17 protein-coding genes are annotated in these 21,806 nt (G+C 50.3%); 11 read left to right on the forward strand and 6 right to left on the reverse strand.

The window, feature by feature from the left end:
- Nucleotides 1-47 precede the first annotated feature (47 nt).
- The 4 genes from F566_RS0105860 to F566_RS0105875 all read left to right on the forward strand — a co-directional run bounded on the left by F566_RS0105860 (nucleotide 48) and on the right by F566_RS0105875 (nucleotide 5,732).
- Complete coding sequence (locus F566_RS0105860; protein ID WP_157496678.1) at nucleotides 48-1,094, forward strand: polyamine ABC transporter substrate-binding protein; 1,047 nt, start codon at nucleotides 48-50, stop codon at nucleotides 1,092-1,094.
- Between the two features lie 3 nt (nucleotides 1,095-1,097).
- Nucleotides 1,098-3,593, forward strand: coding sequence for a putative bifunctional diguanylate cyclase/phosphodiesterase (locus F566_RS35260; protein ID WP_020406053.1), 2,496 nt, complete (start codon nucleotides 1,098-1,100; stop codon nucleotides 3,591-3,593).
- A gap of 139 nt (nucleotides 3,594-3,732) precedes the next feature.
- Nucleotides 3,733-4,722, forward strand: coding sequence for a calcium/sodium antiporter (locus F566_RS0105870; protein WP_020406054.1), 990 nt, complete (start codon nucleotides 3,733-3,735; stop codon nucleotides 4,720-4,722).
- 413 nt (nucleotides 4,723-5,135) lie between these two features.
- Complete coding sequence (locus F566_RS0105875) at nucleotides 5,136-5,732, forward strand: hypothetical protein (protein ID WP_033415867.1); 597 nt, start codon at nucleotides 5,136-5,138, stop codon at nucleotides 5,730-5,732.
- On the opposite strand, the gene F566_RS0105880 is transcribed toward F566_RS0105875, so the two are convergent.
- The 3 genes from F566_RS0105880 to F566_RS0105890 form a co-directional block, all read right to left on the reverse strand.
- Nucleotides 5,707-6,567, reverse strand: a complete 861-nt coding sequence (locus F566_RS0105880) for a mechanosensitive ion channel family protein (protein ID WP_020406056.1) — start codon at nucleotides 6,565-6,567, stop codon at nucleotides 5,707-5,709. The two genes, F566_RS0105875 and F566_RS0105880, sit on opposite strands and share 26 nt — an antisense overlap.
- A gap of 13 nt (nucleotides 6,568-6,580) precedes the next feature.
- Nucleotides 6,581-9,334 (reverse strand): AAA family ATPase, encoded by a 2,754-nt coding sequence (locus F566_RS0105885; RefSeq protein WP_157496679.1) that lies wholly within the window; start codon nucleotides 9,332-9,334, stop codon nucleotides 6,581-6,583.
- Nucleotides 9,335-9,408: 74 nt separating this feature from the next.
- Nucleotides 9,409-10,059, reverse strand: coding sequence for a glutathione S-transferase family protein (locus F566_RS0105890; protein ID WP_020406058.1), 651 nt, complete (start codon nucleotides 10,057-10,059; stop codon nucleotides 9,409-9,411).
- A gap of 303 nt (nucleotides 10,060-10,362) precedes the next feature.
- Here F566_RS0105890 and F566_RS0105895 point away from each other — a divergent pair, with 303 nt between their 5' ends.
- From F566_RS0105895 to F566_RS0105910, 4 genes are all read left to right on the forward strand, one after another.
- Nucleotides 10,363-10,872, forward strand: a complete 510-nt coding sequence (locus tag F566_RS0105895) for a putative pterin-binding protein (RefSeq protein ID WP_020406059.1) — start codon at nucleotides 10,363-10,365, stop codon at nucleotides 10,870-10,872.
- Nucleotides 10,873-10,884: 12 nt separating this feature from the next.
- A complete protein-coding gene (locus F566_RS32075; RefSeq protein ID WP_425402007.1) occupies nucleotides 10,885-12,681 on the forward strand; it encodes an ATP-binding response regulator in 1,797 nt (598 codons plus the stop codon).
- A gap of 77 nt (nucleotides 12,682-12,758) precedes the next feature.
- Nucleotides 12,759-13,820: a patatin-like phospholipase family protein gene (locus tag F566_RS0105905; RefSeq protein ID WP_020406061.1), complete on the forward strand. Its 1,062-nt coding sequence runs from the start codon at nucleotides 12,759-12,761 to the stop codon at nucleotides 13,818-13,820.
- Between the two features lie 111 nt (nucleotides 13,821-13,931).
- Nucleotides 13,932-14,837 carry a haloalkane dehalogenase gene (locus F566_RS0105910; RefSeq protein ID WP_020406062.1) on the forward strand — a complete coding sequence of 302 codons (906 nt, stop codon included), beginning with the start codon at nucleotides 13,932-13,934 and terminating at the stop codon, nucleotides 14,835-14,837.
- Between the two features lie 78 nt (nucleotides 14,838-14,915).
- Here F566_RS0105910 and F566_RS0105915 read toward each other — a convergent pair whose 3' ends face one another.
- The 3 genes from F566_RS0105915 to F566_RS0105925 all read right to left on the reverse strand — a co-directional run bounded on the left by F566_RS0105915 (nucleotide 14,916) and on the right by F566_RS0105925 (nucleotide 18,389).
- On the reverse strand, nucleotides 14,916-15,785 hold the full coding sequence (locus F566_RS0105915) for an ABC transporter ATP-binding protein (RefSeq protein ID WP_020406063.1): 870 nt from the start codon (nucleotides 15,783-15,785) through the stop codon (nucleotides 14,916-14,918).
- Between the two features lie 159 nt (nucleotides 15,786-15,944).
- The gene (locus F566_RS0105920; RefSeq protein WP_020406064.1) at nucleotides 15,945-16,961 is read right to left on the reverse strand and encodes an ABC transporter permease; all 1,017 of its coding nucleotides are present in this window, start codon (nucleotides 16,959-16,961) and stop codon (nucleotides 15,945-15,947) included.
- A gap of 63 nt (nucleotides 16,962-17,024) precedes the next feature.
- Nucleotides 17,025-18,389, reverse strand: a complete 1,365-nt coding sequence (locus F566_RS0105925; protein WP_020406065.1) for a CmpA/NrtA family ABC transporter substrate-binding protein — start codon at nucleotides 18,387-18,389, stop codon at nucleotides 17,025-17,027.
- Nucleotides 18,390-18,746: 357 nt separating this feature from the next.
- On the opposite strand from F566_RS0105925, the gene F566_RS0105935 reads away from it, so the two are divergent.
- Genes F566_RS0105935 through F566_RS0105945 form a run of 3 tightly spaced genes read left to right on the forward strand, consistent with a single transcriptional unit; the run spans nucleotide 18,747 to nucleotide 21,800 of the window.
- Nucleotides 18,747-19,172, forward strand: a complete 426-nt coding sequence (locus F566_RS0105935; protein WP_020406067.1) for a MerR family transcriptional regulator — start codon at nucleotides 18,747-18,749, stop codon at nucleotides 19,170-19,172.
- Complete coding sequence (locus tag F566_RS32080; protein WP_020406068.1) at nucleotides 19,162-21,444, forward strand: heavy metal translocating P-type ATPase; 2,283 nt, start codon at nucleotides 19,162-19,164, stop codon at nucleotides 21,442-21,444. The genes F566_RS0105935 and F566_RS32080 overlap by 11 nt, the downstream gene beginning before the upstream one ends.
- Nucleotides 21,441-21,800, forward strand: a complete 360-nt coding sequence (locus F566_RS0105945; RefSeq protein ID WP_020406069.1) for a cupredoxin domain-containing protein — start codon at nucleotides 21,441-21,443, stop codon at nucleotides 21,798-21,800. The genes F566_RS32080 and F566_RS0105945 overlap by 4 nt, the downstream gene beginning before the upstream one ends.
- The last annotated feature ends 6 nt before the right edge of the window (nucleotides 21,801-21,806 follow it).

Here is a 21,806-nt window from a genome sequence, read left to right on the forward strand (position 1 = left end):
TTTCATGCACTTGAACATTGGAATATCCCATGCCTGCCGGTAGTCTTATGAAACATTCGCGCCAGTCAATTGTCGGCCTCAGAGCCCTAATTCCAGTTTTACTGCTGATTTTCTCATTCGCCAGGGCTGAAGAGCTTCGGATCCTGACCTGGGAGGATTACATCGACCCTGAGCTGGTCACACGTTTTGAGCAGGAGAACAACACCAAGGTCCGATTTATCTACTATGAAGATGACGATGAGCGGGACTTTATTCTGGCCAACACAGATGGAAGCGGGTTTGACATTATCGTCTTTGACCAGACGATGACAGCGCCCTACACGAAAAATGGCTGGCTGCACCTGTTCCGACGGGAGGAAGTTCCCAATCTTGTCCACGTGCAAATGCCAATGTCCAATAAACCACTACCAGAAGAGCTGACCTCAATTCCCTATAGCTGGGGCAGCATTGGCCTTCTGTACCGTAAAGACAAACTCACATCCCCACCCGAATCCTGGATGGATTTCTTCAGGCCGGATGATTATCTGCGCAACCGGATACTCGTGATCAATACCGCTTCCACGACCTTTCGCCTGGCCCTGAAAGCCTTGGGGTTTTCCCTGTTAAGTGAAGACCCGGACCACATTGCCAAGGCACGGCAATTACTCCGAGAGCAGCGTCCCTTTGTCCGGGCCTATCGAAATATTCTCTTCGGAGAAGAGTCAGAGCTCATTGCCGGAAAAGTCTGGATAGCAATGGCCTACAACGGCGACGCCATGACCGTCATGGAGGGACGCCCGGAACTCGGCTTTATATTTCCCAAGGAGGGGAGCATGCTGTGGACAGACTCTATTGCGATATTAAATAAATCTTCCAGCAAAACACTGGCCAAACAATTCATCAACTACCTCAATGAGCCGGAGATAAACGCACAAAATGCTGAGTACATTCAATACGCCACGCCCAATAAGGCTGCAAACGAATTGCTGCCCAAAGAGTTTCTGGACAACCCTACGATCAACCCGCCCCAAACGGATAGATTTGAAGTGGACAGGATTCCCAGCAGCTCTATGATGCGTGACATGATTAAATATTTTATTCAGCTCAATCCCTGACCAATGCTTCAACTGAAAACCAAAGTCACCCTTTTGCTGCTGCCCATCATTGTGGTACCGATGATTGTCATCGGTATTCACTTCTATGACCGTCAGGCAGACGATCTTCTCAAAGAGATTGATTTACGTATTCAGGAAGAAATGAAGATTGCCGGCGAACGGGTCCACAGCCGTATATCCATTGCCAGAGGGAATATTGGCCTGATCTCCCATAGCCATCTGATTCGGCAATACTTTAATCTGGAGACAGCCACCCAGCGCTTCTATCTCTACTACCGACCAATTCTTGAGCTGTTTCGCTCTTACCAACAGGTATTTCCCGAATATATTTCCATTCAACTACTGGACCAGGATGGTACCGAACAAGTCCGAATCGATGCCTCAGAAACCCCTTTCAGCCTGGAATTACCTGTCCAGGGATTGATTGAGGATTATCCACAATCGGGGGCCAGAGACCTGACCAGAATTATTCCTTCCCCGGATGTAACGGCAGCCCCCTATCTCGTGGTGCTAAAGGCCATATCCGCACAAACCTTTACTGACTGGAATACGGACCGCCAGTTTGAGAGCGCCGGGTATATTGTCATCGTGACCCGTCTGGATGATCTGATAAAGCAAACGGAAATGGCCAGAATAGGACAATCAGGCAAGCTATACATGTTGTCAGAAAAAGGGGATCGATATTCCTTTTCAGATTCCAAGAATGAATCCCTGGCCAGAATACTGCAATCGACAATGAACCTTGGCCCGGCCACAGCCACAATCAGCATTGACGGCAGCAGCTACCTCGCCGGGAATACCCAAGTCATGCAAAACCTGCACATTGCTGCGGTCTGGCCAATGTCCGAGCTTAGAGAAAGCGCGATTAATCTGGCACGGCAAATTTCCTGGCTGACCCTGTTTGTCACTTCCATCATCGTTGTCCTGCTGCTGATTGTGATCCACACTCAGTTAATCAGGCCTATTAACTCTTTAACGGAATTTACCCGATCACTCAGCCGCTCCCGAATGGACGTCGGTGAATCCGAACACCGAAGGTACCGGCATATGTTGGCGCGGTATGATGAATTCGGTGAACTTGCCAAAGCCTTCAGAGAACTGGACGGCAACCTGCGAGCTTCCAATCTCAAACTCAGTTATATTGCCTACCACGATAATCTGACGGGATTGGCTAACCGACATACATTCGGTGTTTTCCTGCAAAAAACCATTTCAGCGGCCAAGCGCCACGATTACAAAGTGGCCCTTCTTTACATCGATATTGATGGCTTCAAGCAAGTAAATGATACGCTTGGACATGAAGCTGGAGACAAAGTACTACGAGAGATTGCCGAAAGACTGAACAGTGTGTTGCGCAGCGAGGACATCGTCGCCGACTTTGCCAGTTACTCCCAGCACATAACCTCGACCAAAGTCTCACGCATCGGAGGTGATGAGTTTGCCATTGTGATCAACCATCTCCAGCAACCCCAGCATGCCGGGGCGATCGCAGAGCGCCTGATCACGACCATGCATCCCCCCTTCTACGTGGGCAAGGAAAACTTTCAACTGGGTGCCTCAGTCGGTATCAGCCTGTTCCCCAATAATGGCAGTGATGCCCAGGAACTGCTCAAGTGTGCGGATATCGCGATGTATCAGTCCAAAAGAAAGGGCCGCAATCGGTTCGAGTTCTATGACAGAAGCATTGACGAGGAAGCTTTCCGTAAACACAAATTGACCCAGGATCTTCGGCTGGGCCTGCAGACACATCGGCTGGAGCTCCATTATCAGCCGCAGATACGCACCTTGGACGAAGAAACTGTCGGTTATGAAGCCTTACTGCGCTGGCATCACCCGGAGGAGGGATATATCTCGCCAGTGGTCTTCATCCCTCTCGCCGAAGAATGCGGCCTGATCAATCAGGTAGGTGAATATGTGGTCCACGAAGTCTGCCGCCAATACCGGGAATGGCTTGACCAGGATGTCGCGCCCAAAAAGATCGCTGTCAATATCTCCCCCTTCCAGTTCTCTGAAAAGTGCAATATGGCGGACTATATTTCCAGAACACTCAACCTGTTCAACCTGCCGGGCAATATGCTGGAACTTGAGATTACGGAAACCGCCATCATGCAATCCAATCGGATACATATGGCCCAGTTGGAAGCACTGAAGGAGCTCGGCCTGAGCATTGCGATGGATGACTTCGGCACCGGCTACTCTTCATTGGCATCTCTCAGGGACCTGCCTATAGATCAACTTAAAATAGACAAGTCTTTTGTGCAGCGGATCGAAGACGACCCACAGGGACAGGGAATCATCAAGGCCATTATCGCAATGGCACGCGAGCTGGAAATTGAAGTGGTGGCAGAAGGCGTAGAAACCAAAGGCCAGCTGCAGTTTCTCAGACAACATGCCTGTAGCGTGGTACAAGGCTATTACTTCAGCAAGCCACTGAACGCCGACGCCACCTTTACCTACCTGACTCATCGTCATTCGCTCACCAAGCACCAGGAGGGCTAGGCGACATCAAAGTCTGGCTCACCATGACGCACAAGGAAACATCACTAGAGCAAATAATCAACTTTTGTTAGATTACATCCCGCTTTAACCCTTCAGGGGATATTCCGCCTGGAACCTCTTTAATTTATATGGATCAAATATGTTAATCGCTTTAGCCGCTGTTGTTGCGGGCCTGGTCATTCTGGTCTGGAGTGCCGATAAGTTTGTAGACGGTGCTGCCGCCACCGCCAAGCATCTGGGGATGTCCTCTCTGCTGATCGGCATGGTGATCGTCGGATTCGGAACCTCTGCACCTGAAATAGTGGTCTCAGTTCTGGCCTCCATGCAGGGTAATCCCGGCTTGGCTCTCGGTAATGCCCTGGGGTCGAATATCACAAATATCGCTCTGATTCTGGGGGTGACGGCTGTTCTCAGTCCCATCATTGTTCAGTCGAATATCATCCGTAAAGAATTTCCGCTGCTTATCGCTATCAGTGCACTGGCGGTGGTTTTGTTAATCGACGGAGAAATTAGCCGCTATGATGGCATGATCCTCCTGATCGCATTTGTCGCTGTTATGGGATGGAGCATTTATACCGGCATGAAAGGGGGAGATGACATTCTGGTTGGAGAGTTCGAGCAGGAACTCAGCGAAGAACAGATGAGCCTCAAAATGAGTATATTCTGGCTGGTTATTGGCTTACTACTGCTTGTAGGAAGTTCAAGATTACTGGTCTGGGGGGCTGTGGATATTGCAACCAGCCTGGGCGTATCAGACCTGATTATCGGCCTGACAATCGTTGCTATCGGGACCTCACTACCCGAACTTGCTTCATCCATCGCTGCTACGCGAAAAGGAGAACATGATCTCGCCATTGGCAATGTGATTGGTTCCAACATGTTCAATACACTCACCGTGATTGGTATCGCCGGGGTCATCAGTCCTCTTGGAGTTGACTCTGAGGTGATTTATCGCGATCTTCCTGTCATGTGCGTCCTCACCCTGTTGTTGCTGGCATTCAGTCACGGTTTTGGCAAACAGGGAAAAATCACTCGAATGGAAGGCAGTGCCCTCCTCCTGGCTTACGCTGGTTACACAGCCTGGTTGGTGCAGTCTGGATTGCAACAGGCACTACACCATACCGTGTAGTAACGTCATTAAATACCATTCCCCCTTTCAGCGTTCGCCGCTGAGGCGGGAATGGTAGTCAAAAACCACCTTAAGTCTCGACGACATTTCCGTCACCCCACCTCCTTTTCTTCCTGAAAATGACATTTGTAAACCTCCTTGTAAGCCAAGTCTCATAAGGGATTGAATTTTATAGGATCAGGCTCCACTTATGACAGAATGGTTACCTATAATTGCCGTCATATTAAATTTTTTTATCTTCAATTACGGGTGATTTCTGGAAAAATATGGAAAGTCGGACAATTATTATCCTGAACATCATCTGAAAAAGCCGCTATCTCGTAACGGTAGATAGCGTTCAATCTAAGTGGCTTTCATGTGGTTTGTTACTGGATTGATCACTGATATTGGTCAGAAAAGGTGAAACTGCTGCCATGGGAATAACAGTATTTAAAGATAGCAACGACAGCTCACGCACCTATCTTCGTATAACCAGAGCCATTAATGGCCGCGAACAACAGCGTTATGTCAGGGTCGATGGACCTTCCAAGGCGGCGATGAAACGCGCCATGAAAGAGGCCAAGGAAATAGACCAGCGCCTCCAGCAATGGCAAACAGCAGTGCGGGAACTCATCGCACTTAGTGGCGACAATCTGATACACGAAGATGGAACTGTTGTAGGGCTGCAATTGCAGACCCGTCACAGGGAAGGCCGGAAACCAGCAACCGAATTCAAATTGCGGGTGAAGCTGCCGGACCGGAAACCTTTATTTAAGTCGGTTTCCGTCGACAAACATGGTTTTGACGATGCCTATGAACTGGCAATAACGCGGATCTGTGAACTGCGTGGCTTGTCCGATCAGTCTGAAGCATTTGATAAACTGATTCAGTGCAAAGATGCCTACCTGGATAAATACGACATACCGGAACATCTGGTGGAAGAAGTTGGCAAATCCAGGAAGTCCCGGAAGAAATCCAAGGATGACAAAGGATGGATCGGTCAGCTCACTGGTTTTCTGAGGAGTAGATAGGCAGCGAAGGCAGAGTCACTTCAGACGCGATTTCACGACCGGGGCGTTTGATTCCCTGTGCCTGAAATTGCGCCTCTGTGCGGATAACAATATCTGACTGGAAGGCCTTCTCGTAATGCACATCAAATACATAAGCCTTGGCCCTTAATCTGATGGCCAGCCGGTCCGATAAAGGATACTCGGAAACAGTGAAGGTGATAGGCTTTTTCAAAAAGACAAAACGGCTGGTAACAAGGACCTCCCGGACCAACGCCTGTGCCAGCTTCAGATCGGCATCCAGAGCCAGATAAAAATCAGTAACCACCATCATATCCATGGCGCCCGCATTGCCAGAGGAAACAACCTCTGTAATAAAACGGGAATTCGGGATGGTGACCGTATTATCGTCCAGCGTGGTAATCCTGACGGAGCGAAGACCAATACTGACAATCTCCCCATAGATATCACCAAAACTGACCCGATCGCCGACCTGAAATGGCCGATCAAACAACAACATCAATCCGGCAATCAGTGATGCGGCCACATCTTTCAATGCGAATCCCACAGCCACTACGGCACTGCCACCCAAGGCCAGCATTAATTCCCTGGGGGGTTGCAGAATACCGACCACCAGGGCATAAAGGCCTCCCAGATACCAGATAAAACTGAACAAGGTCACAGTCTGAAGAATCAGAAAACGTTGCCCGGGCAGGGATGCCATCATTCTTTGTGCCAGATGATGAACCAGGCGGTTCACGACCCAAAGAAATAGCGCTCCCAGTAAAAACAATGCCAGTTTGGCAGGATCAAGCACCGATCCCAGGATTTCCAATTGCTCTACAGCCTGATCTTCCATACGGTCTCTCCCTTCAGTTGTAGATCATGTTTTTACGTCCCAAAAGCGTCAGGACAGAACCGTACCAGAGTGGCGTTATACGCCAGCGTCCGCTGATATCTTCTCTGAGAACCCCCTGATCACGACAGGCAGAGATCGTCTGCTCTACTGTCAACGGGGAAGCCGTGGTTATCAGAGCCAGTTCCTCATGGTTCAGAGCCTTGTGGGTGACCAATGCCAGCAAGACAAAACAGGCATCCAGTGGCAGGGTTGAGAGGAACCCGGGTGCCGGACGTTGAGGGAGAGCAATGATCACCTCCCGGCCTTCGTAACTGGCCGCTCCCAGCCACAAGTGCAGAGCCATCTCGGGATTTCCGCCACTTAATTCCCATAACAGGTTAAATACCCGGGTATCCGCGGCACGAAATGATGATGCTTCCGTCCCGGCCATCGCTGACAACAGCAAATCATCATACTGCAGCTTACGACGCGAAGCGTGATGACGAGACAGAATCAGTTTACGCATTTCACCTGCCGTCCAACGCGGCATCGTAATAGTCTGGGTGAACGGATGCTCGTTCCGGAACACGCGATTCAGATAGCTCCAACTCGGCCCATGCATGATAACGAGAAAGAAGACATCAGACCGTCGTTGGTGCAGTTGGCGAAAAAGCTCCAGTATGCCTTCAAAGTGACCTGTCTGGGCCAGTAGGGTATTTTCAGCCTGATCAATCACAATCAGACGTTTTCCCTCTGCCTCTTCGGATTCCTCCTTGACCAGCAGTTCCTCCATCAGTGACCTAACAGACTCTGCAGTACAGGTTTTCGCAGGCGTATCGATCCACTTCACAGGCCACTGTGGATGATGACGAAGCAGTTGCCGGATGAGATGGGTTTTTCCTGCACCGTGCTCACCATGCAACAGGAGTATGGAGTCCTGCTTCTGCCCCTCGAACCATCGGTTCAAAGGTTCCGTGATCAATGTGAGGGTCTGCTCCAGCGTGATCAGAGGCTGTTCCTGCTCCTCTCGTTCCAATAGCCAATAACGGTAGGACTTGGCAAGATAGGGATTCAGTTCAGAGTCCTTTTCCTCCTCTTCATTTGCAATACTTGTTTCCAAGCGCAAACGTAATAATTTCAGGGAAAAGGAGTGATAGCTCTCGAACTGGGATAACCGGGTATGGAGACTGAATATCAGATCCCTACACTGGGCCAGGACAAACAGGGCAGGCCAAAAAGGCAACCACCACAGCTTTCGCAGGGCAGTCTCCGCATTGGTGACTTTACCGGGTAGCAGTTGAAAGGCTATAAATTTTTCTGTGACCGGCGAATACTGTCGCAAGGTCACGATCACCAAGCTCCACATCAGTAAACTCAACACCACTTGCAACAGACCATGCAGGATCCCTCCACCGGCGGTCCCGGTCAATTGCAGCAATGCCCATCCCACTACAGCCGCAACAGAAAATCGCCCGGCCCTGTCATGCATCCGGGAAGCACCGGATTGCGATACAAACTGATCAACTCTGGAGTGCATCCGGGCCAATAGCCACTCGCTGAGAACACGCACTGCACGAAACAACGCATACACACTTCCCAGAGGCGCCAAAAGTCGAAAAATATGCCACTGTGAAGGCGCCAAAGCACTGATATTGATCGCGAGTAACCAGATAACCAGCCAGGCAGCATTTGGTTTGATAACCCATACCAGCGAATTCAGTATTCGCATAACAGGCCCATGTCCCAACCGACTCAACATCATACGCTGCAAGTAAGAAACCGCTCTTGCGGACAGTGAGGCAAGCTTCAGCAACAATGCAATACACAACATCAGCAGTATGAACTGCACTGCCCATACTGAATACAGGCTGACCAGATGTTCCTGGTAAATGGCCGCCTTGTGCTCAAACTGCATATACTCGAAAAAACGCATGAACAGCACTGGCACAAGCCAGTTCAGCTCCCGGATAAGATTTTCAACAGCCTGCGAGGGATGTTCCAGCATCAACTCAAGACCATCATTGTGGACAGCCAGATTGTGATGGTAGGCTGCCACGGTCTTGAGGTCCCGGATGGCCACCGTCAATTCTGCAATGATTAAACGCAGCTCCGGATCCGTGCTATACGTCTGAACGCCTGACCCAACAGGCAAGTTGAGTATGTCATACCAAAGCGGGTCAGCACTGGAAGAAGTGACCGCTCCGTCACTAAGACGTTGGGCGAGACGTCCGCTGAGTCGCTGCCACTGGTCCAGAATCTGGCGAATAGCAACCCAATCTGCCGCCCCGGTATCAAGAGAGTGAAAGCGATCAACCCACTCTCTGGTATCAGCCCAGTGATGAAACAGGCTCTCAAGGGCGACCAATTGACCCGAAGGCAACTCCAGCCATGAGTATCTGACCTCAGCCAGGCTCTGACGTAGCTGTATGAGCTGCCTCTGTTTAGCGAACAACTCTTCTGCCAATGCTTCGCAATCAGGGCCTTGTATCACCTGATCAGAGAGATGCTGGCGCAGGGCAGCCATGTAAGCCTGCCGAGAGGCCGAATCATCAAGCGCAAAGGGAAATAGGTCATGGCGCTGCAAATCCTCCGGAATCACTCCCTGCCGGATAGTCTCAAAATGTTCCTGAGTGGTGGTCAGCCGCTTCAGCTCAGTGTTTAGCTGCTGAATACGGTTTTTTGCTTCTCTACAGTCAGCAAGCACCATTCCAGGAAGCTGCAGACAGAGTAAAACCACTATCACCTGAACCAGTAGGTTTCGATACCTATGGTGTCCGATAGTTTTCATAAAGAAATGCTTGATCAATCGCCAGTCCTCTTCCGGCACAATATGGCTTCAGCAACCTCTGCCTGCAGTCTCATCTATAGCGACAGGCCAACCTCTTCATTCTCGATGGTTTCCGCCTCTTCTTTGGACGCCTTCAACCACTCCTGCATGTATTTGTCTTCCATCTGCTGCTGGACATAACGATGAGATAACTCGGACAATTGAATATTATAGGAGTTGAACCGGAATACCACTGGCGCAAACATGGCGTCGGCAATACTCCATTCTCCGAACAGGCAGCCTGCCCCTGACTGTCGGCTGAGACATTCGCTCCATATTCTGTCAATCCGTGTGATTTCCCGAGCCAGTTCATTGCTCAAAGGTACATTCCTGCCTATTGCCCGGCAATTCATCGGCAAAATTTGACGGATGGTCGCAAACCCACTGTGCATCTCTGCACTCACTGCTCTGGCCAGAGCCCTGTCTGACGACTTCACCGGCCATAACCCCGGAACTCTTTCGGCCATATATTCTGCGATTGCCATAGAATCCCAGACTGTCAGGTCGCCATCAACTAACACCGGAACTTTCCCGGCATCAGAGAATGTCGCAATATTTTCCCTGAATTCCGATGTATCCAGCGCAAGGCGGACAGTTTCGAATTCCAACCCGCTATGCCTCAACACCAGCCATGCTCTCAACGACCAGGAAGAGTAGTTCCTGTTACCTATCACTAGGGTCATCATTGCCAATAATCCTAATTCAGCCATTCCAAAAAAACGTATACCGGGCAGATCGCTACGGCTTGAGATAAAACGCCGACTTGTAGTGCGTCAATCAGTGGAGCGCCACCCGGTGGAACGCCACCCGGTGGAACGCCACCCGGTGGAAGCCCGGCGTTTATCAACGTACCATTATTGCTACCGGCAACCTAAAATAACAATATTGGATAATGATGGCCTTTCAGGGACAGCCAGTCATCGCATGATGAGAAATTGTAGCTATTATTAGAAGATGCTTGCTTTACTCGAATAACATCAAGGGTACCGATGCCTAGAACTATCTACAGCCACATCTGGTTATTATTGCTGCTTTTGGTAACCAGTGTCCCCGTTATATCTGCGCCCCTGGACTCCCCGGCGGGCCGTGTCATATTGACCGTAAGCGGCAATATTACCAACACCAATAGTGGTGATGCAGCTGAACTGGACCTGACTATGCTGGATAGTCTTCCCCAATTCTCGGTAACCACGACCACACCCTGGTATGATGGTCAAAGAAAGTTCACCGGCCCATTGGCGAGAGACCTGATGACATTGCTCGGCGCCAGCGGCGAGCAGATGAAGGCCATGGCCCTGAACGATTACAGCATTACCATACCAGTGGAAGATTTTGAAAAGTTTAACGTGGTACTGGCAACCAGGATTGACGGCAAGACCATCAGTGTGCGAGAAAAGGGGCCAATTTTTGTGATTTATCCGTTTGACGACCATACTGAACTGGTTAGCGAAACTTATTATCAACGATGCATCTGGCAATTAGATCGTCTTGTATTTTAATAGATCAACGGAGTGCCAATTTTGTCCAGATTAAGGATATTCCTGGGTGCAGTATTTGTTCTGACGTTGATATCCCTTGGCTTGAGCGTCACCTTTACCATCATGGACCTGCGCGAGAGCACACTGGAAGTCAGAATTGCCAAAGATGATATTGCCTGGCCGGCTCACCAGATTGAAGTAGAAGCTTTCCAGACTCTCGCCACGGTACTTCGCATCCGGGAAAATCCGGCCATTTTACCCGATCTGGATTTGCGTTACGCGCTCCTACTTAGCCGAACCGATCTATTCAAACATGGCGAGTTTCTTGACGCCATGTACCAGTTGCCAAAATCCCACCAGTTGCTTCAGGGTATTATTCGCCAGGCAGAGGGACTGGAACCAGTGATCAAGAGTGCCCTTGAAGGCGATAGCGGAAGCTTGGACACACTTGAAGCCTCACTGGAAAGCTTGCTGGAAAACGCCCACCAACTGACACTGCAAATCAATAACGACAAGATTGAACAGATTGTCGTCAATCGAAAGCGTCTGTCGTCAGTCTTTCTGTCCACTGAAATTCTGTTGAGCGTTCTCGCTCTGTTATCGCTACTTGGATTCGTATTTCTCTATCTGATGATTGAACGCGCCGAAAAGAACCGGGCAGAAGCCGAATTCCACCGTCGCCGGGCAGAAGCGAACAGCGAAGCCAAAAGCCGTTTTCTCTCCAACATGAGCCACGAGCTGCGAACCCCATTGAACGCCATTATGGGATTTACCCAGTTAATTCGTATGGAGGGTGAAAACCTCAGTCGCGAACACCTGGACAATGTGGTGGAAATTTATAATGCCAGTGAACACCTCCTGTCATTGATCAACGATATTCTGGATCTGTCAAAAATTGAAAGCGGCCAGTTGGGTATCAGCATGGAACCCTGCTCTGTCATGACCGTTATTGATGAGTGCTTCAAACTGGTTAACCGCCTGGCCTATGAGAAAAATATCTCACTGCATGCCCCGGTCACTCGCTTCGACTACCTACTTGAAGCAGACCACACCAGGCTCAAGCAAGTACTGACCAACCTCCTGACCAATGCCATCAAGTACAACCGCAAAGACGGCTGGGTAAAAGTCGAGCTTCGGCGCAGAGAACGTGACAATCGCCTGCGCATCGAAATCATCGATAACGGTATTGGCATCAGAAAACATGATCAGAGCAAGGTCTTCCAGCCATTTGAAAGACTGGCAGACGATGTCACTATTGAGGGAACAGGTATTGGACTGGCCCTGTGTCAGCAATTGGTCATGTTGATGGGTGGGGAAATTGGATTCAAATCCACAGATGGCGAAGGCAGTCGTTTCTGGGTGGACTTCCAGGTCAGGGAGGTTCTGGCACCGGAAAATAATGACCGTAAAAATCTTGCAATAGAGCCGGCCCCTGATGCCAAAACGCTTCTCTATATCGACGATAACCAGACCAACCTGAAACTGCTGGAACAATACATGTCGTCGTTCCCCGGACTGCGGCTGATAACCGCTGCAGATGCTGACAAAGGCCTGGAGGTGGCAGCTCAGACCCTGCCGGACATTATTTTACTCGACCTCAACATGCCCAGAATCACCGGCTATGAGGTGTACCGCCGACTTAAATCCCAACCCTATCTGGCGGATACCCCCATTATCGTCGTCACTGCCAACATCAACGCCCAGATCGAGGCTGAGTCCCTGGGTATTCAGTTTGACCAGATACTGATGAAACCTCTGGATCTGAAGGAACTGGAGCATGTCCTGGAGTCCGCTCTGGGAGGGGTCACAGCCGGGCCTGCCTATCTCTAAGTCATTTCGGACATCGACTTGTTGCTACCCTTCAGGAGTGGCAAGATTCCGCGTTTTATATTTTGCGAGAGAATGCCATGAGCTCATCCCTGACAGTCATCGCCGGACGAAGAGCCTGCGCACTCCTGAAGGAAAACGGTTTCAGACAGGAGCTTTTCAACGGACTGGCCGCTGCCTCTGGAGGCCCCAAGTGGTTTATTCTATTTGGATTGGATCGTTATCTGTTCGGCGACTTTTTTCGTGACCGACTAACGCCACTGCATACTGTCGGATCCTCCGCCGGAGCCTGGCAAATGTCCTGTTTTGCGCAACAGGATCCTGTGGCCGCAATTACCCGACTGGCAGACTACTACTCTCACGAAACCTACTCAGATAAACCAACCACCCAGGAAATTACTGATCAGGCCCGCGTCATGGTACAACACATGCTGGGTAGCAAAGGTGCAGAGGAAATTGCCTCAAATTCACTCATCCAGACACATTTACTGGCCAATCGATGCCGTGGCCTGGTGGCTTCAGAAGCGCCCTGGCTGCAGACTCTTGGCCTTGGTCTGGCAGCTACGGCGAATGCGATATCCCGGAAATGGCTGGGTACCTTTTTCGAAAGAGCCATTTTCCATGCCGGTGCCCGTAGCCACTACCGATTCGATGACTTTAATACCCGCTATATCCGGCTAACCCCAGAGAATGTGGAAGATGCACTCATGGCCAGTGGATCGATTCCATTGGTTCTCCAGGGTGTCCAGAACATCAATGGAGCACCGACGGGAACCTACCGGGACGGCGGTATTATCGACTATCACTTTGACCTCCCCTTCAGGGATTACGACGGCTTGCTGCTTTATCCGCATTTCTCACAGGAAGTCACACCGGGATGGTTCGATAAGAAGCTAAGCTATCGGAGAGTGGCTCCAGAAAATTATGACAACGTTGTACTGTTGACACCTTCCACCGAGCTGATAGATCGTCTGCCATATCAAAAAATATCCGACCGTAACGATTTTAAAAACCTGGATACCACTACCCGACAAAAATACTGGCAGACCGTGCTCAATGAGAGTCAGCGAATGGCAGAAGACCTGGATGCCATGATCCACCACGGCAAGGGATTGGAAAATATCAGGCTGATAGCCGAGTAGGCCAGAGAATATTCCTGCCTGATGGATAGATCAATCTCAGGTGCCCGGCGCGAAAGCCGATTGTATGGGAATGGGCATTACATTACTCTGATTTCAAAGAGGAGCTGCATCATGAATATAATAAGAACCCCTGAAGAGCGCTTTGAAAACCTCCCCGACTACCCATTCAGTCCAAATTATCTGGATCTGGAAAACCTGCGTATGCACTATGTTGATGAGGGTCCGCGTGATTCCGAGTACACCGTTCTGATGCTGCATGGCGAACCTTCCTGGTCGTACTTATACCGTCACATGATTCCTGTCTGTACTGCCGCCGGGCATCGAGTTGTTGCACCGGATCTGATCGGTTTTGGAAAATCTGATAAACCCACCCGCTTGGAAGACTACAGCTATGCCGGTCATGTTGAGTGGCTAAGACAATTTGTCGACAGGCTGGATCTGCAGAGGATTTGTCTGGTTTGCCAGGACTGGGGATCTCTTCTAGGTCTACGGCTGGCTACCCTGATGCCGAACCGTTTTGATGCCATTGTCGTCGGCAACGGATTTCTGCCGACAGGAGAACAGAAAGTACCATTTGTGTTCAAGGCATGGCGGGCATTTGCGGTCTACAGCCCCTGGTTTCCAATCTCGAGAATTGTCAACGCAGGATGTTTTAAAAATCTCAGCGACGAGGAACGCCGGGCCTACGACGCGCCCTTTCCCGGCTCCAACTACAAAGCCGGCACAAGAGCATTCCCACGCTTAGTGCCGACAGAACCGGATGCACTGGGAGCAGAAGAAAATCGTCGTGCCTGGCGAATACTTCAACAGTGGAAAAAGCCTTTTCTAACCACTTTCAGTAACGGTGATCCGATCATGCGCGGTGGTGACCGATATTTCCAGGAACGGATTCCGGGGGCAAAGGGACAACCTCACGTCACCTTGAAGGGCGGGCATTTTCTTCAGGAAGATTCGGGGCCACAATTTGCCGCGGAAGTTAATCGTTTATTGGAGAGAATGGGTGAGAGTTCAGCCTGATATACACTAGCGGACCGTTCTATTCAAACTGGATCCAGCCTGAAAAGAACGGTCCGCTAGATATTCAATGGAACAAAGTCATGCAGCCTTGCGATCAGCCCCTGCTCCCTTTTTCTCTTCTGTTTTCGCAGCTTGTTTTACTTCAGAGTTGCTCTGCACATCCGTCTTGCTATGACGTTCGTGCAGGAAGCGAAGCACTTCCGCACGCAGATGGTTGTAATGGACATCATCAGCCAGTTCGAGTCGATATCGCGGGCGCGGTAAATCAACATCAAGCACTTCACCAATGGTGGCGGCAGGCCCATTCGTCATCATGACGATTCTATCTGACAGCAAGACCGCCTCATCCACATCATGGGTAATCATAATGACGGTGTTTTTCAGATCTCTCTGAATTTCCATCAGTGAGTCCTGCAGATGAGACCGGGTTAGCGCATCCAGGGCACCGAAGGGTTCGTCCATCAGCAGTACCGTCGGCTCCATTGCCAACGCACGGGCGATCCCCACCCTTTGCTTCATGCCCCCGGAGATTTCACTGGGCTTTTTATACATGGCATGCTCCATATGCACCAGACGCAGATTGTGCTCAATCCACTCCCGCATCTCTTTCCTGGATTTGCGCCCCTTGAATACCTGTTTGACAGCCAGCTCAACATTTTCATACGCCGTCAGCCAGGGTAAAAGTGAATGATTCTGAAACACCACGGCACGCTCAGGTCCCGGCTCATTCACCTCTTTCCCTTCCAGCACAACGCCGCCCTCTGTGGATTGAAGCAACCCTGCCACAATATTGAGCACAGTGGACTTTCCGCACCCGGAATGACCAATTAGAGACACAAACTCTCCCCTTCTGATCTTCAGGTTGACGTTATCCAAGGCTTTGAACTTACCTTTTGGGCTATCAAACTCAATGCTGATATGATCAATAATCAGATGTTCAGCGGACATCGACTGTCCTCCTTTCTTCAATTTGTTGAATTCGTGATTACCGGCAAAAACATCACTTCTGCCTGGACTTCGTTATGCTTAGATCTAGCAACGGTGCCCGTTAAAAGACAGCAACATTCCTGCCGGCATGACATCTGCCAGAGCCTTATCACGGATGCATTAACGAACAACAGATGATTTATCCCAGGACACGGCCTTTTGAACAGACAGCATGATTCGGTCCAGGATGAATCCGATAAACCCTATAGTCAGCACTGCCACCATAATACGGCCCAGAGAGTTTGAGCTGCCGTTCTGAAACTCATCCCAGACGAATTTCCCCAGCCCCGGATTCTGTGCAAGCATTTCTGCCGCAATCAAAACCATCCATCCCACTCCCAGAGACAACCTCATACCGGTAAATATCATCGGCACAGCAAAGGGCAGCACCACTTTTCTGACTTTGGTAAACCATGGAAGCCGCAAGACCTGACTGACATTGATCAGATCTTTGTCCAATCCGGATACCCCGACAATCGTATTGACCAGGGTCGGCCACATACAACAGAGGGTGACCGTGATGGCCGAGTTGACGAAAGACTTTTCAAACAAGGGGTCATCCGACACGTAAACCGCACTGACAACCATGGTCACAATCGGAAGCCAGGCCAAGGGAGACACAGGCTTGAATATCTGTATCAGTGGATTGATCGCGGTATACATGGTGGGGCTGAGTCCACACAGTATTCCGATAGGCACTGCGATCGCCACAGCCAGTACAAAGCCTGCAAATACCGTATAAAGGCTGGTAAATATCTGGTCGATATAAGTGGGTCGGCCATGGTAATCACGCCACTTGGTTTCTGCATCGGGATTCTTCGCCAGCTTTTTGGCATTACGCTCTTCCTGACGCAGATAAAATGCATCTGCCTTTTCTCTTTCCGCGACATGTTCATCCCAAAGCCCCTGCGCCTGATGCCATACCTGAGACGGGCCAGGAACTGTTCCCAATGAAGTTTCCACCCGGGAAGCCGATGCATCCCAGATCCAGAGAAACACAACAAACGCCAGAACGGGCACGCCGATGCCCCTGATGATTGCGTTTAACTGCTCTTTGGGATTTTCGCCTTTGAACAGACGCATCCATGGGGCAATCCATTCAATGTTTTTCAAACTCTGAGCGACACGTGCCATCATGTACTTGCCTCCTGAGTCTGCCCCGAATGCCGATGGATTCAGGGCAGAATCTAACGTCAATAGTTACTTCACAACCTCATCGCCCTTCAGACCGATACTGAACTGGCTGAGGTACTCATTAGGCTTGCGACCGTCGAAGGTGACACCATCAATAAATTCTGACTGCGGAGCCCGGAAACCGTCTTCTGACGCAAATTCAGGAAAGTCCTTTTTGCTCAGTTTGCCTTCGGCAATCAACTCTTCCGCTGCCTGACGGTAGATATCAGGGCGATAGACTTTCTTCGCGACATCCATGTACCAGGTGTCATCTTTGGGTTCGGCAATCTGGCCCCAACGACGCATCTGGGTCAGATACCAGACCGCATCAGAGTAAAAGGGATAAGTGGCGAAGTAGCGGAAGAAAACATTGAAGTCAGGTACTTCCCGCTTGTCACCCTTTTCATATTCGAAAGTGCCGGTCATGGAGTTGGCGATGACCTCATAGTCAGCCCCGACATAATTGGATTGTGACAGGATTTTGACCGCCTCAGGGCGGTTGGCATTGTTATCGGCATCCAGCCACTGAGCTGCCCGGATCATGGCTTTGACAACAGCGATGTGGGTCTGGGGATATTTGTCGGCCCATTCTTTTGAAACCCCAAATACTTTTTCCGGATTGTTTTTCCAGATTTCATAGTCTGTGATGACCGGGACACCGATGCCTTTGAAAACTGCCTGTTGGTTCCAGGGCTCCCCTACGCAATAACCATAAATCGTACCGGCCTCCAAAGTGGCGGGCATTTGTGGTGGTGGTGTGACTGACAGGAAAGCATCCGCATCGATCTGACCGGAAATATCTCCCTTGTGCGGAGCATAATAGCCTGGATGGATGCCTCCGGCGGCCAGCCAGTAACGTAGTTCGTAGTTGTGAGTAGAGACCGGAAACACCATCCCCATTTTGAAGGGCTTGCCTTCGGCTTTGTATTGTTCAACCACAGGCCTTAAATAATCGGCCTTGATAGGATGAACAGGTTTACCGTCCTGCATCGGAATATGTGCTTTCATTGCCTCCCAAACATCATTGGAGACAGTGATGCCATTCCCGTTAAGATCCATGCTGAAGGCTGTGATAATGTGTGCCTGTGTGCCAAAGCCTATCGTGGCCCCTAAAGGCTGCCCTGCCAGCATGTGAGCTCCATCCAACTCTCCCGTGATGACCCGGTCCAGCAATACCTTCCAGTTGGCCTGGGCTTCCAGCTGCACATAAAGCCCCTCATCTTCAAAAAACCCCTTCTCATAGGCAATCGCCAGCGGGGCCATATCCGTCAGTTTGATAAAGCCAAACTTCAGATCTTCCTTTTCCGGTTCAACAGCCTGAGTACTTCCAGCAACGCATAAGGACAGGGCAATTCCCTTCACCAGTTGCTTTAAAGAGGTGGTCAGTTTCATGGTCTACTCCGTCTTCTCGTTTTGACGGGTTAAAACCAAGTTCTGTGCCAGAGAATTTAAAAGATGATAATTTTCATCAGGTTAACCATCACATCCATATCGACATCACCATTATGGTGCGATGCATTTTTTCAAAAAGCACCGTAAAAAATCACATTTACGCACCACCAGATTTAGCCGCGCACTAATTTGGAATAGTTTGTCTGGAATTCTGCTGTCTTCTGAATCTGATGATTTCTCAAGCTGTCAGACTGACCTTTTTCTGCATAATCAGCGTAAAACATTTTTCTTGACCTATGTCTTACTCACAGGTTTTAAACTGCGGTTCAATAGAGTCATTAACGTCAGGACTAAACCATGCAACTTAAAGTCAGTGAACTAGCCAAACGCGCCGGTGTCAGTGCTGATACAGTGCGCTTTTATACCCGCCAGGGCCTTCTGTCTCCGCAAAGAGACGATCACAACGGTTACCAGCTATATAACCGGGAAGACCTGCAACGACTCCAGTTCGCCAAAAAAGCCCGGCAACTGGGATTCACCGTCAAGGAAATCACGAGCATTCTGGAACAATCCGAGCATCATCACTCTCCCTGCCCAATGGTTCGCGACCTGTTTGAGAGCAAACTTCAAGAAGTAGAGGAGCAAATAGCTGAGCTTCAAACACTCAGAATGCACATGAAAGAAGCTATGTCAGTCTGGAATACCATGCCGGACGGCACCCCTGATGGACATACCATTTGTCAGTTAATCGAACACTGGGAGGATGATCGCGATGTCCAATAATCTTGTAACAACTCAACTTAATATTACCGGCGCAAAGTGTGCCGGATGCGTCCGCAAAATAGAGCAGGCACTGGAAACAGTGAAAGGCGTGAATAAAGCTTCTGTGAACTTTGCCGACCGGACTGCTGAGGTAGAGGGAGATGCAGATTCGGATCAGCTCATCTGCGCCATTGAGGAAATTGGATATGGCGCCTCTGTTATTGAAGATGAAAACAAGGCGCAGGAAGAACGTGAAGCCGCCGAGCATGCGTATTACCTCAAACTGTTGAAAAACATGTGGCTTGCCCTCGGCCTTGGCATTCCAATCATGGCCTGGGGATTACTGGGCGGCGAAATGATGGTTAAGCCCGGTATAAGTCAGATTGCCTGGCTTGGTATCGGGGCAGTAACGCTACTGGTGATGATTCTGGCAGGTGGGCACTTTTTTACCGGTGCCTGGAAAGCCTTTAAAAATCATTCCGCCAATATGGACACCCTGATTGCTTCCGGCACCGGTGCAGCCTGGGTCTATTCTATTGCGGTTGCCGCCTTCCCATCTTTGATTCCGGAGTTGGCGCGGCATGTTTATTTCGAAGCCTCTGCCATGATCATCGGCTTGATCAACCTGGGCCTGGCCCTCGAAATCCGTGCCCGTGGAAAAACCTCACAAGCCATCAAACGCTTACTGGATCTGCAGGCCAAAACCGCGACTGTGTTGCGGGATGGTGAAGAAATTCAGCTACCTGTGGAAAAAGTGCTGCAAGATGACCTGCTGCGGGTTAAACCCGGGGAGAAAATTGCCGTTGACGGCGAGGTCACAGAAGGAAAAAGCCTTCTGGACGAATCCATGCTGACGGGGGAACCGATCCCTGTTGAGAAGAAATCAGGAGACCAGGTTTCAGCGGGAACCATCAATCAGACCGGTACCCTTATCTACAAAGCCACAAAAGTCGGTAAAGATACAGCCCTGGCCCAGATCATTGCCATGGTGAAAAAGGCACAGAATGCCAAGCCACCGATTGGTCGTCTGGCAGACAGTATCTCCGCAGTATTTGTGCCGGTCGTTCTTTGTATCGCCGTTATTGCCGCTCTGATCTGGTTTAATATCGGTCCAGAACCCAAAATTGCTCACATGCTGGTCGCGGCGACGACTGTTCTGATTATTGCCTGTCCCTGTGCGCTGGGGTTGGCAACCCCCATGTCGGTCATGGTAGGTGTTGGTAAAGCAGCTGAAGCCGGGGTGCTCATTCGTAATGGTCAGGCACTGCAGGTCTCCAGTGAGATCACCACTATGGTTCTGGACAAAACCGGAACCATCACCCAGGGACGCCCATCAGTGACCGACATCACTGCAACCTCCGACTTTGACCAGTCAAGGGTTCTGCAGCTGGCGGCAAGTCTGGAAAATGTTTCTGAGCACCCTCTGGCTATGGCCGTTGTGGAAGCTGCCAAGTCCCAACAACTGGACATCGTCAGCGTGGAGGACTTTGATACCGCCTCCGGTCTTGGCGTAAAAGGAAACGTGGAAGGGCACTCTCTCCTTCTTGGTAATTACCGCTGGATGCAACAGAATCAGATCGATGTCACCAGTGTCACTGATGCTGCCACTGCCTTGTCAGAAAAAGGTGAAACGCCTCTGTATCTGGCTGTAGATGGCAAAGCCGCCGGGGTTATCGGAGTTGCCGACCAGGTGAAAGAGGATTCCAAAGAAGCAATAGAGCGTCTCCATCAACGCGGTATCCGAGTCATTATGCTGACAGGAGATATCGAAAAAACCGCTCAAGCCATCGCAAGACAGGTTGGCGTCGATGAGGTTATCGCTGAAGTCATGCCGGAAGACAAAGCAAATGTGATTAAGGATCTGAAGGCGAGACCGGCGGATGGCACTAAGGCCAACGTTGTGGGAATGACGGGCGATGGTATCAATGATGCCCCTGCACTGGCCTCTGCCGATGTCGGCTTTGCTATTGGCACTGGAACAGATGTTGCCATTGAGTCTGCCGATATCACCCTGATGCGAGGTTCATTGCATGGACTGGCTGATGCCATAGAGGTTTCCCAGGCAACGGTAAGAAACATTAAGCAGAATCTGTTCGGAGCCTTTATATATAACACGCTGGGAATCCCCATCGCTGCAGGCCTTTTGTATCCGATATTCGGCGTGTTGATGAGTCCGGTCCTGGCTGGTGCAGCCATGTCCCTGTCGTCCGTCACAGTCGTCAGCAATGCTAACCGCCTTCGCTTGTTTAAAACCAGCAATCAGAAACCTGAAACAGGAGGGTCACATTCATGAATATCCTCGTTAATCTGGCCGGACTGGCGCTTCTGGCATTCGTGATCTATTGGTTCTGGCTGGCCAAGCCAAGTCATGGGACCAAAACAGAATCAGGCAAGATTACCATCAAGGTGGCGAATGGTGTGTATTCTCCGGCCGTCATCGAGGCACCTGCCGGAAAGCCCCTGCAACTCCGCTTTTTGAGAGAGGATCCAAACCCCTGCGCCCAGAAAGTCGTCTTCGCAGACCTGGATATCAGTGAAGACCTTCCTGTCGGGAAAACCAAAACCATAGAACTCCCCGGGCAGCCCGCGGGTGAGTACCGGTTTACCTGCCAGATGCAGATGTATCAGGGCACTCTGAAATTTATTTAATCAACA

Origin of the sequence: Hahella ganghwensis DSM 17046 (assembly GCF_000376785.1) — a bacterium.
Lineage (GTDB): Bacteria > Pseudomonadota > Gammaproteobacteria > Pseudomonadales > Oleiphilaceae > Hahella > Hahella ganghwensis.

Coding starts and splice junctions, on each gene's coding strand:
- F566_RS0105860 (WP_157496678.1), top strand. CDS start 48: ATGAAACATTCGCGCCAGTCAATTGTCGGCCTCAGAGCCCTAATTCCA.
- F566_RS35260 (WP_020406053.1), top strand. CDS start 1,098: ATGCTTCAACTGAAAACCAAAGTCACCCTTTTGCTGCTGCCCATCATT.
- F566_RS0105870 (WP_020406054.1), top strand. CDS start 3,733: ATGTTAATCGCTTTAGCCGCTGTTGTTGCGGGCCTGGTCATTCTGGTC.
- F566_RS0105875 (WP_033415867.1), top strand. CDS start 5,136: ATGGGAATAACAGTATTTAAAGATAGCAACGACAGCTCACGCACCTAT.
- F566_RS0105880 (WP_020406056.1), bottom strand. CDS start 6,567: ATGGAAGATCAGGCTGTAGAGCAATTGGAAATCCTGGGATCGGTGCTT.
- F566_RS0105885 (WP_157496679.1), bottom strand. CDS start 9,334: ATGAAAACTATCGGACACCATAGGTATCGAAACCTACTGGTTCAGGTG.
- F566_RS0105890 (WP_020406058.1), bottom strand. CDS start 10,059: ATGATGACCCTAGTGATAGGTAACAGGAACTACTCTTCCTGGTCGTTG.
- F566_RS0105895 (WP_020406059.1), top strand. CDS start 10,363: ATGCCTAGAACTATCTACAGCCACATCTGGTTATTATTGCTGCTTTTG.
- F566_RS0105905 (WP_020406061.1), top strand. CDS start 12,759: ATGAGCTCATCCCTGACAGTCATCGCCGGACGAAGAGCCTGCGCACTC.
- F566_RS0105910 (WP_020406062.1), top strand. CDS start 13,932: ATGAATATAATAAGAACCCCTGAAGAGCGCTTTGAAAACCTCCCCGAC.
- F566_RS0105915 (WP_020406063.1), bottom strand. CDS start 15,785: ATGTCCGCTGAACATCTGATTATTGATCATATCAGCATTGAGTTTGAT.
- F566_RS0105920 (WP_020406064.1), bottom strand. CDS start 16,961: ATGATGGCACGTGTCGCTCAGAGTTTGAAAAACATTGAATGGATTGCC.
- F566_RS0105925 (WP_020406065.1), bottom strand. CDS start 18,389: ATGAAACTGACCACCTCTTTAAAGCAACTGGTGAAGGGAATTGCCCTG.
- F566_RS0105935 (WP_020406067.1), top strand. CDS start 18,747: ATGCAACTTAAAGTCAGTGAACTAGCCAAACGCGCCGGTGTCAGTGCT.
- F566_RS32080 (WP_020406068.1), top strand. CDS start 19,162: ATGTCCAATAATCTTGTAACAACTCAACTTAATATTACCGGCGCAAAG.
- F566_RS0105945 (WP_020406069.1), top strand. CDS start 21,441: ATGAATATCCTCGTTAATCTGGCCGGACTGGCGCTTCTGGCATTCGTG.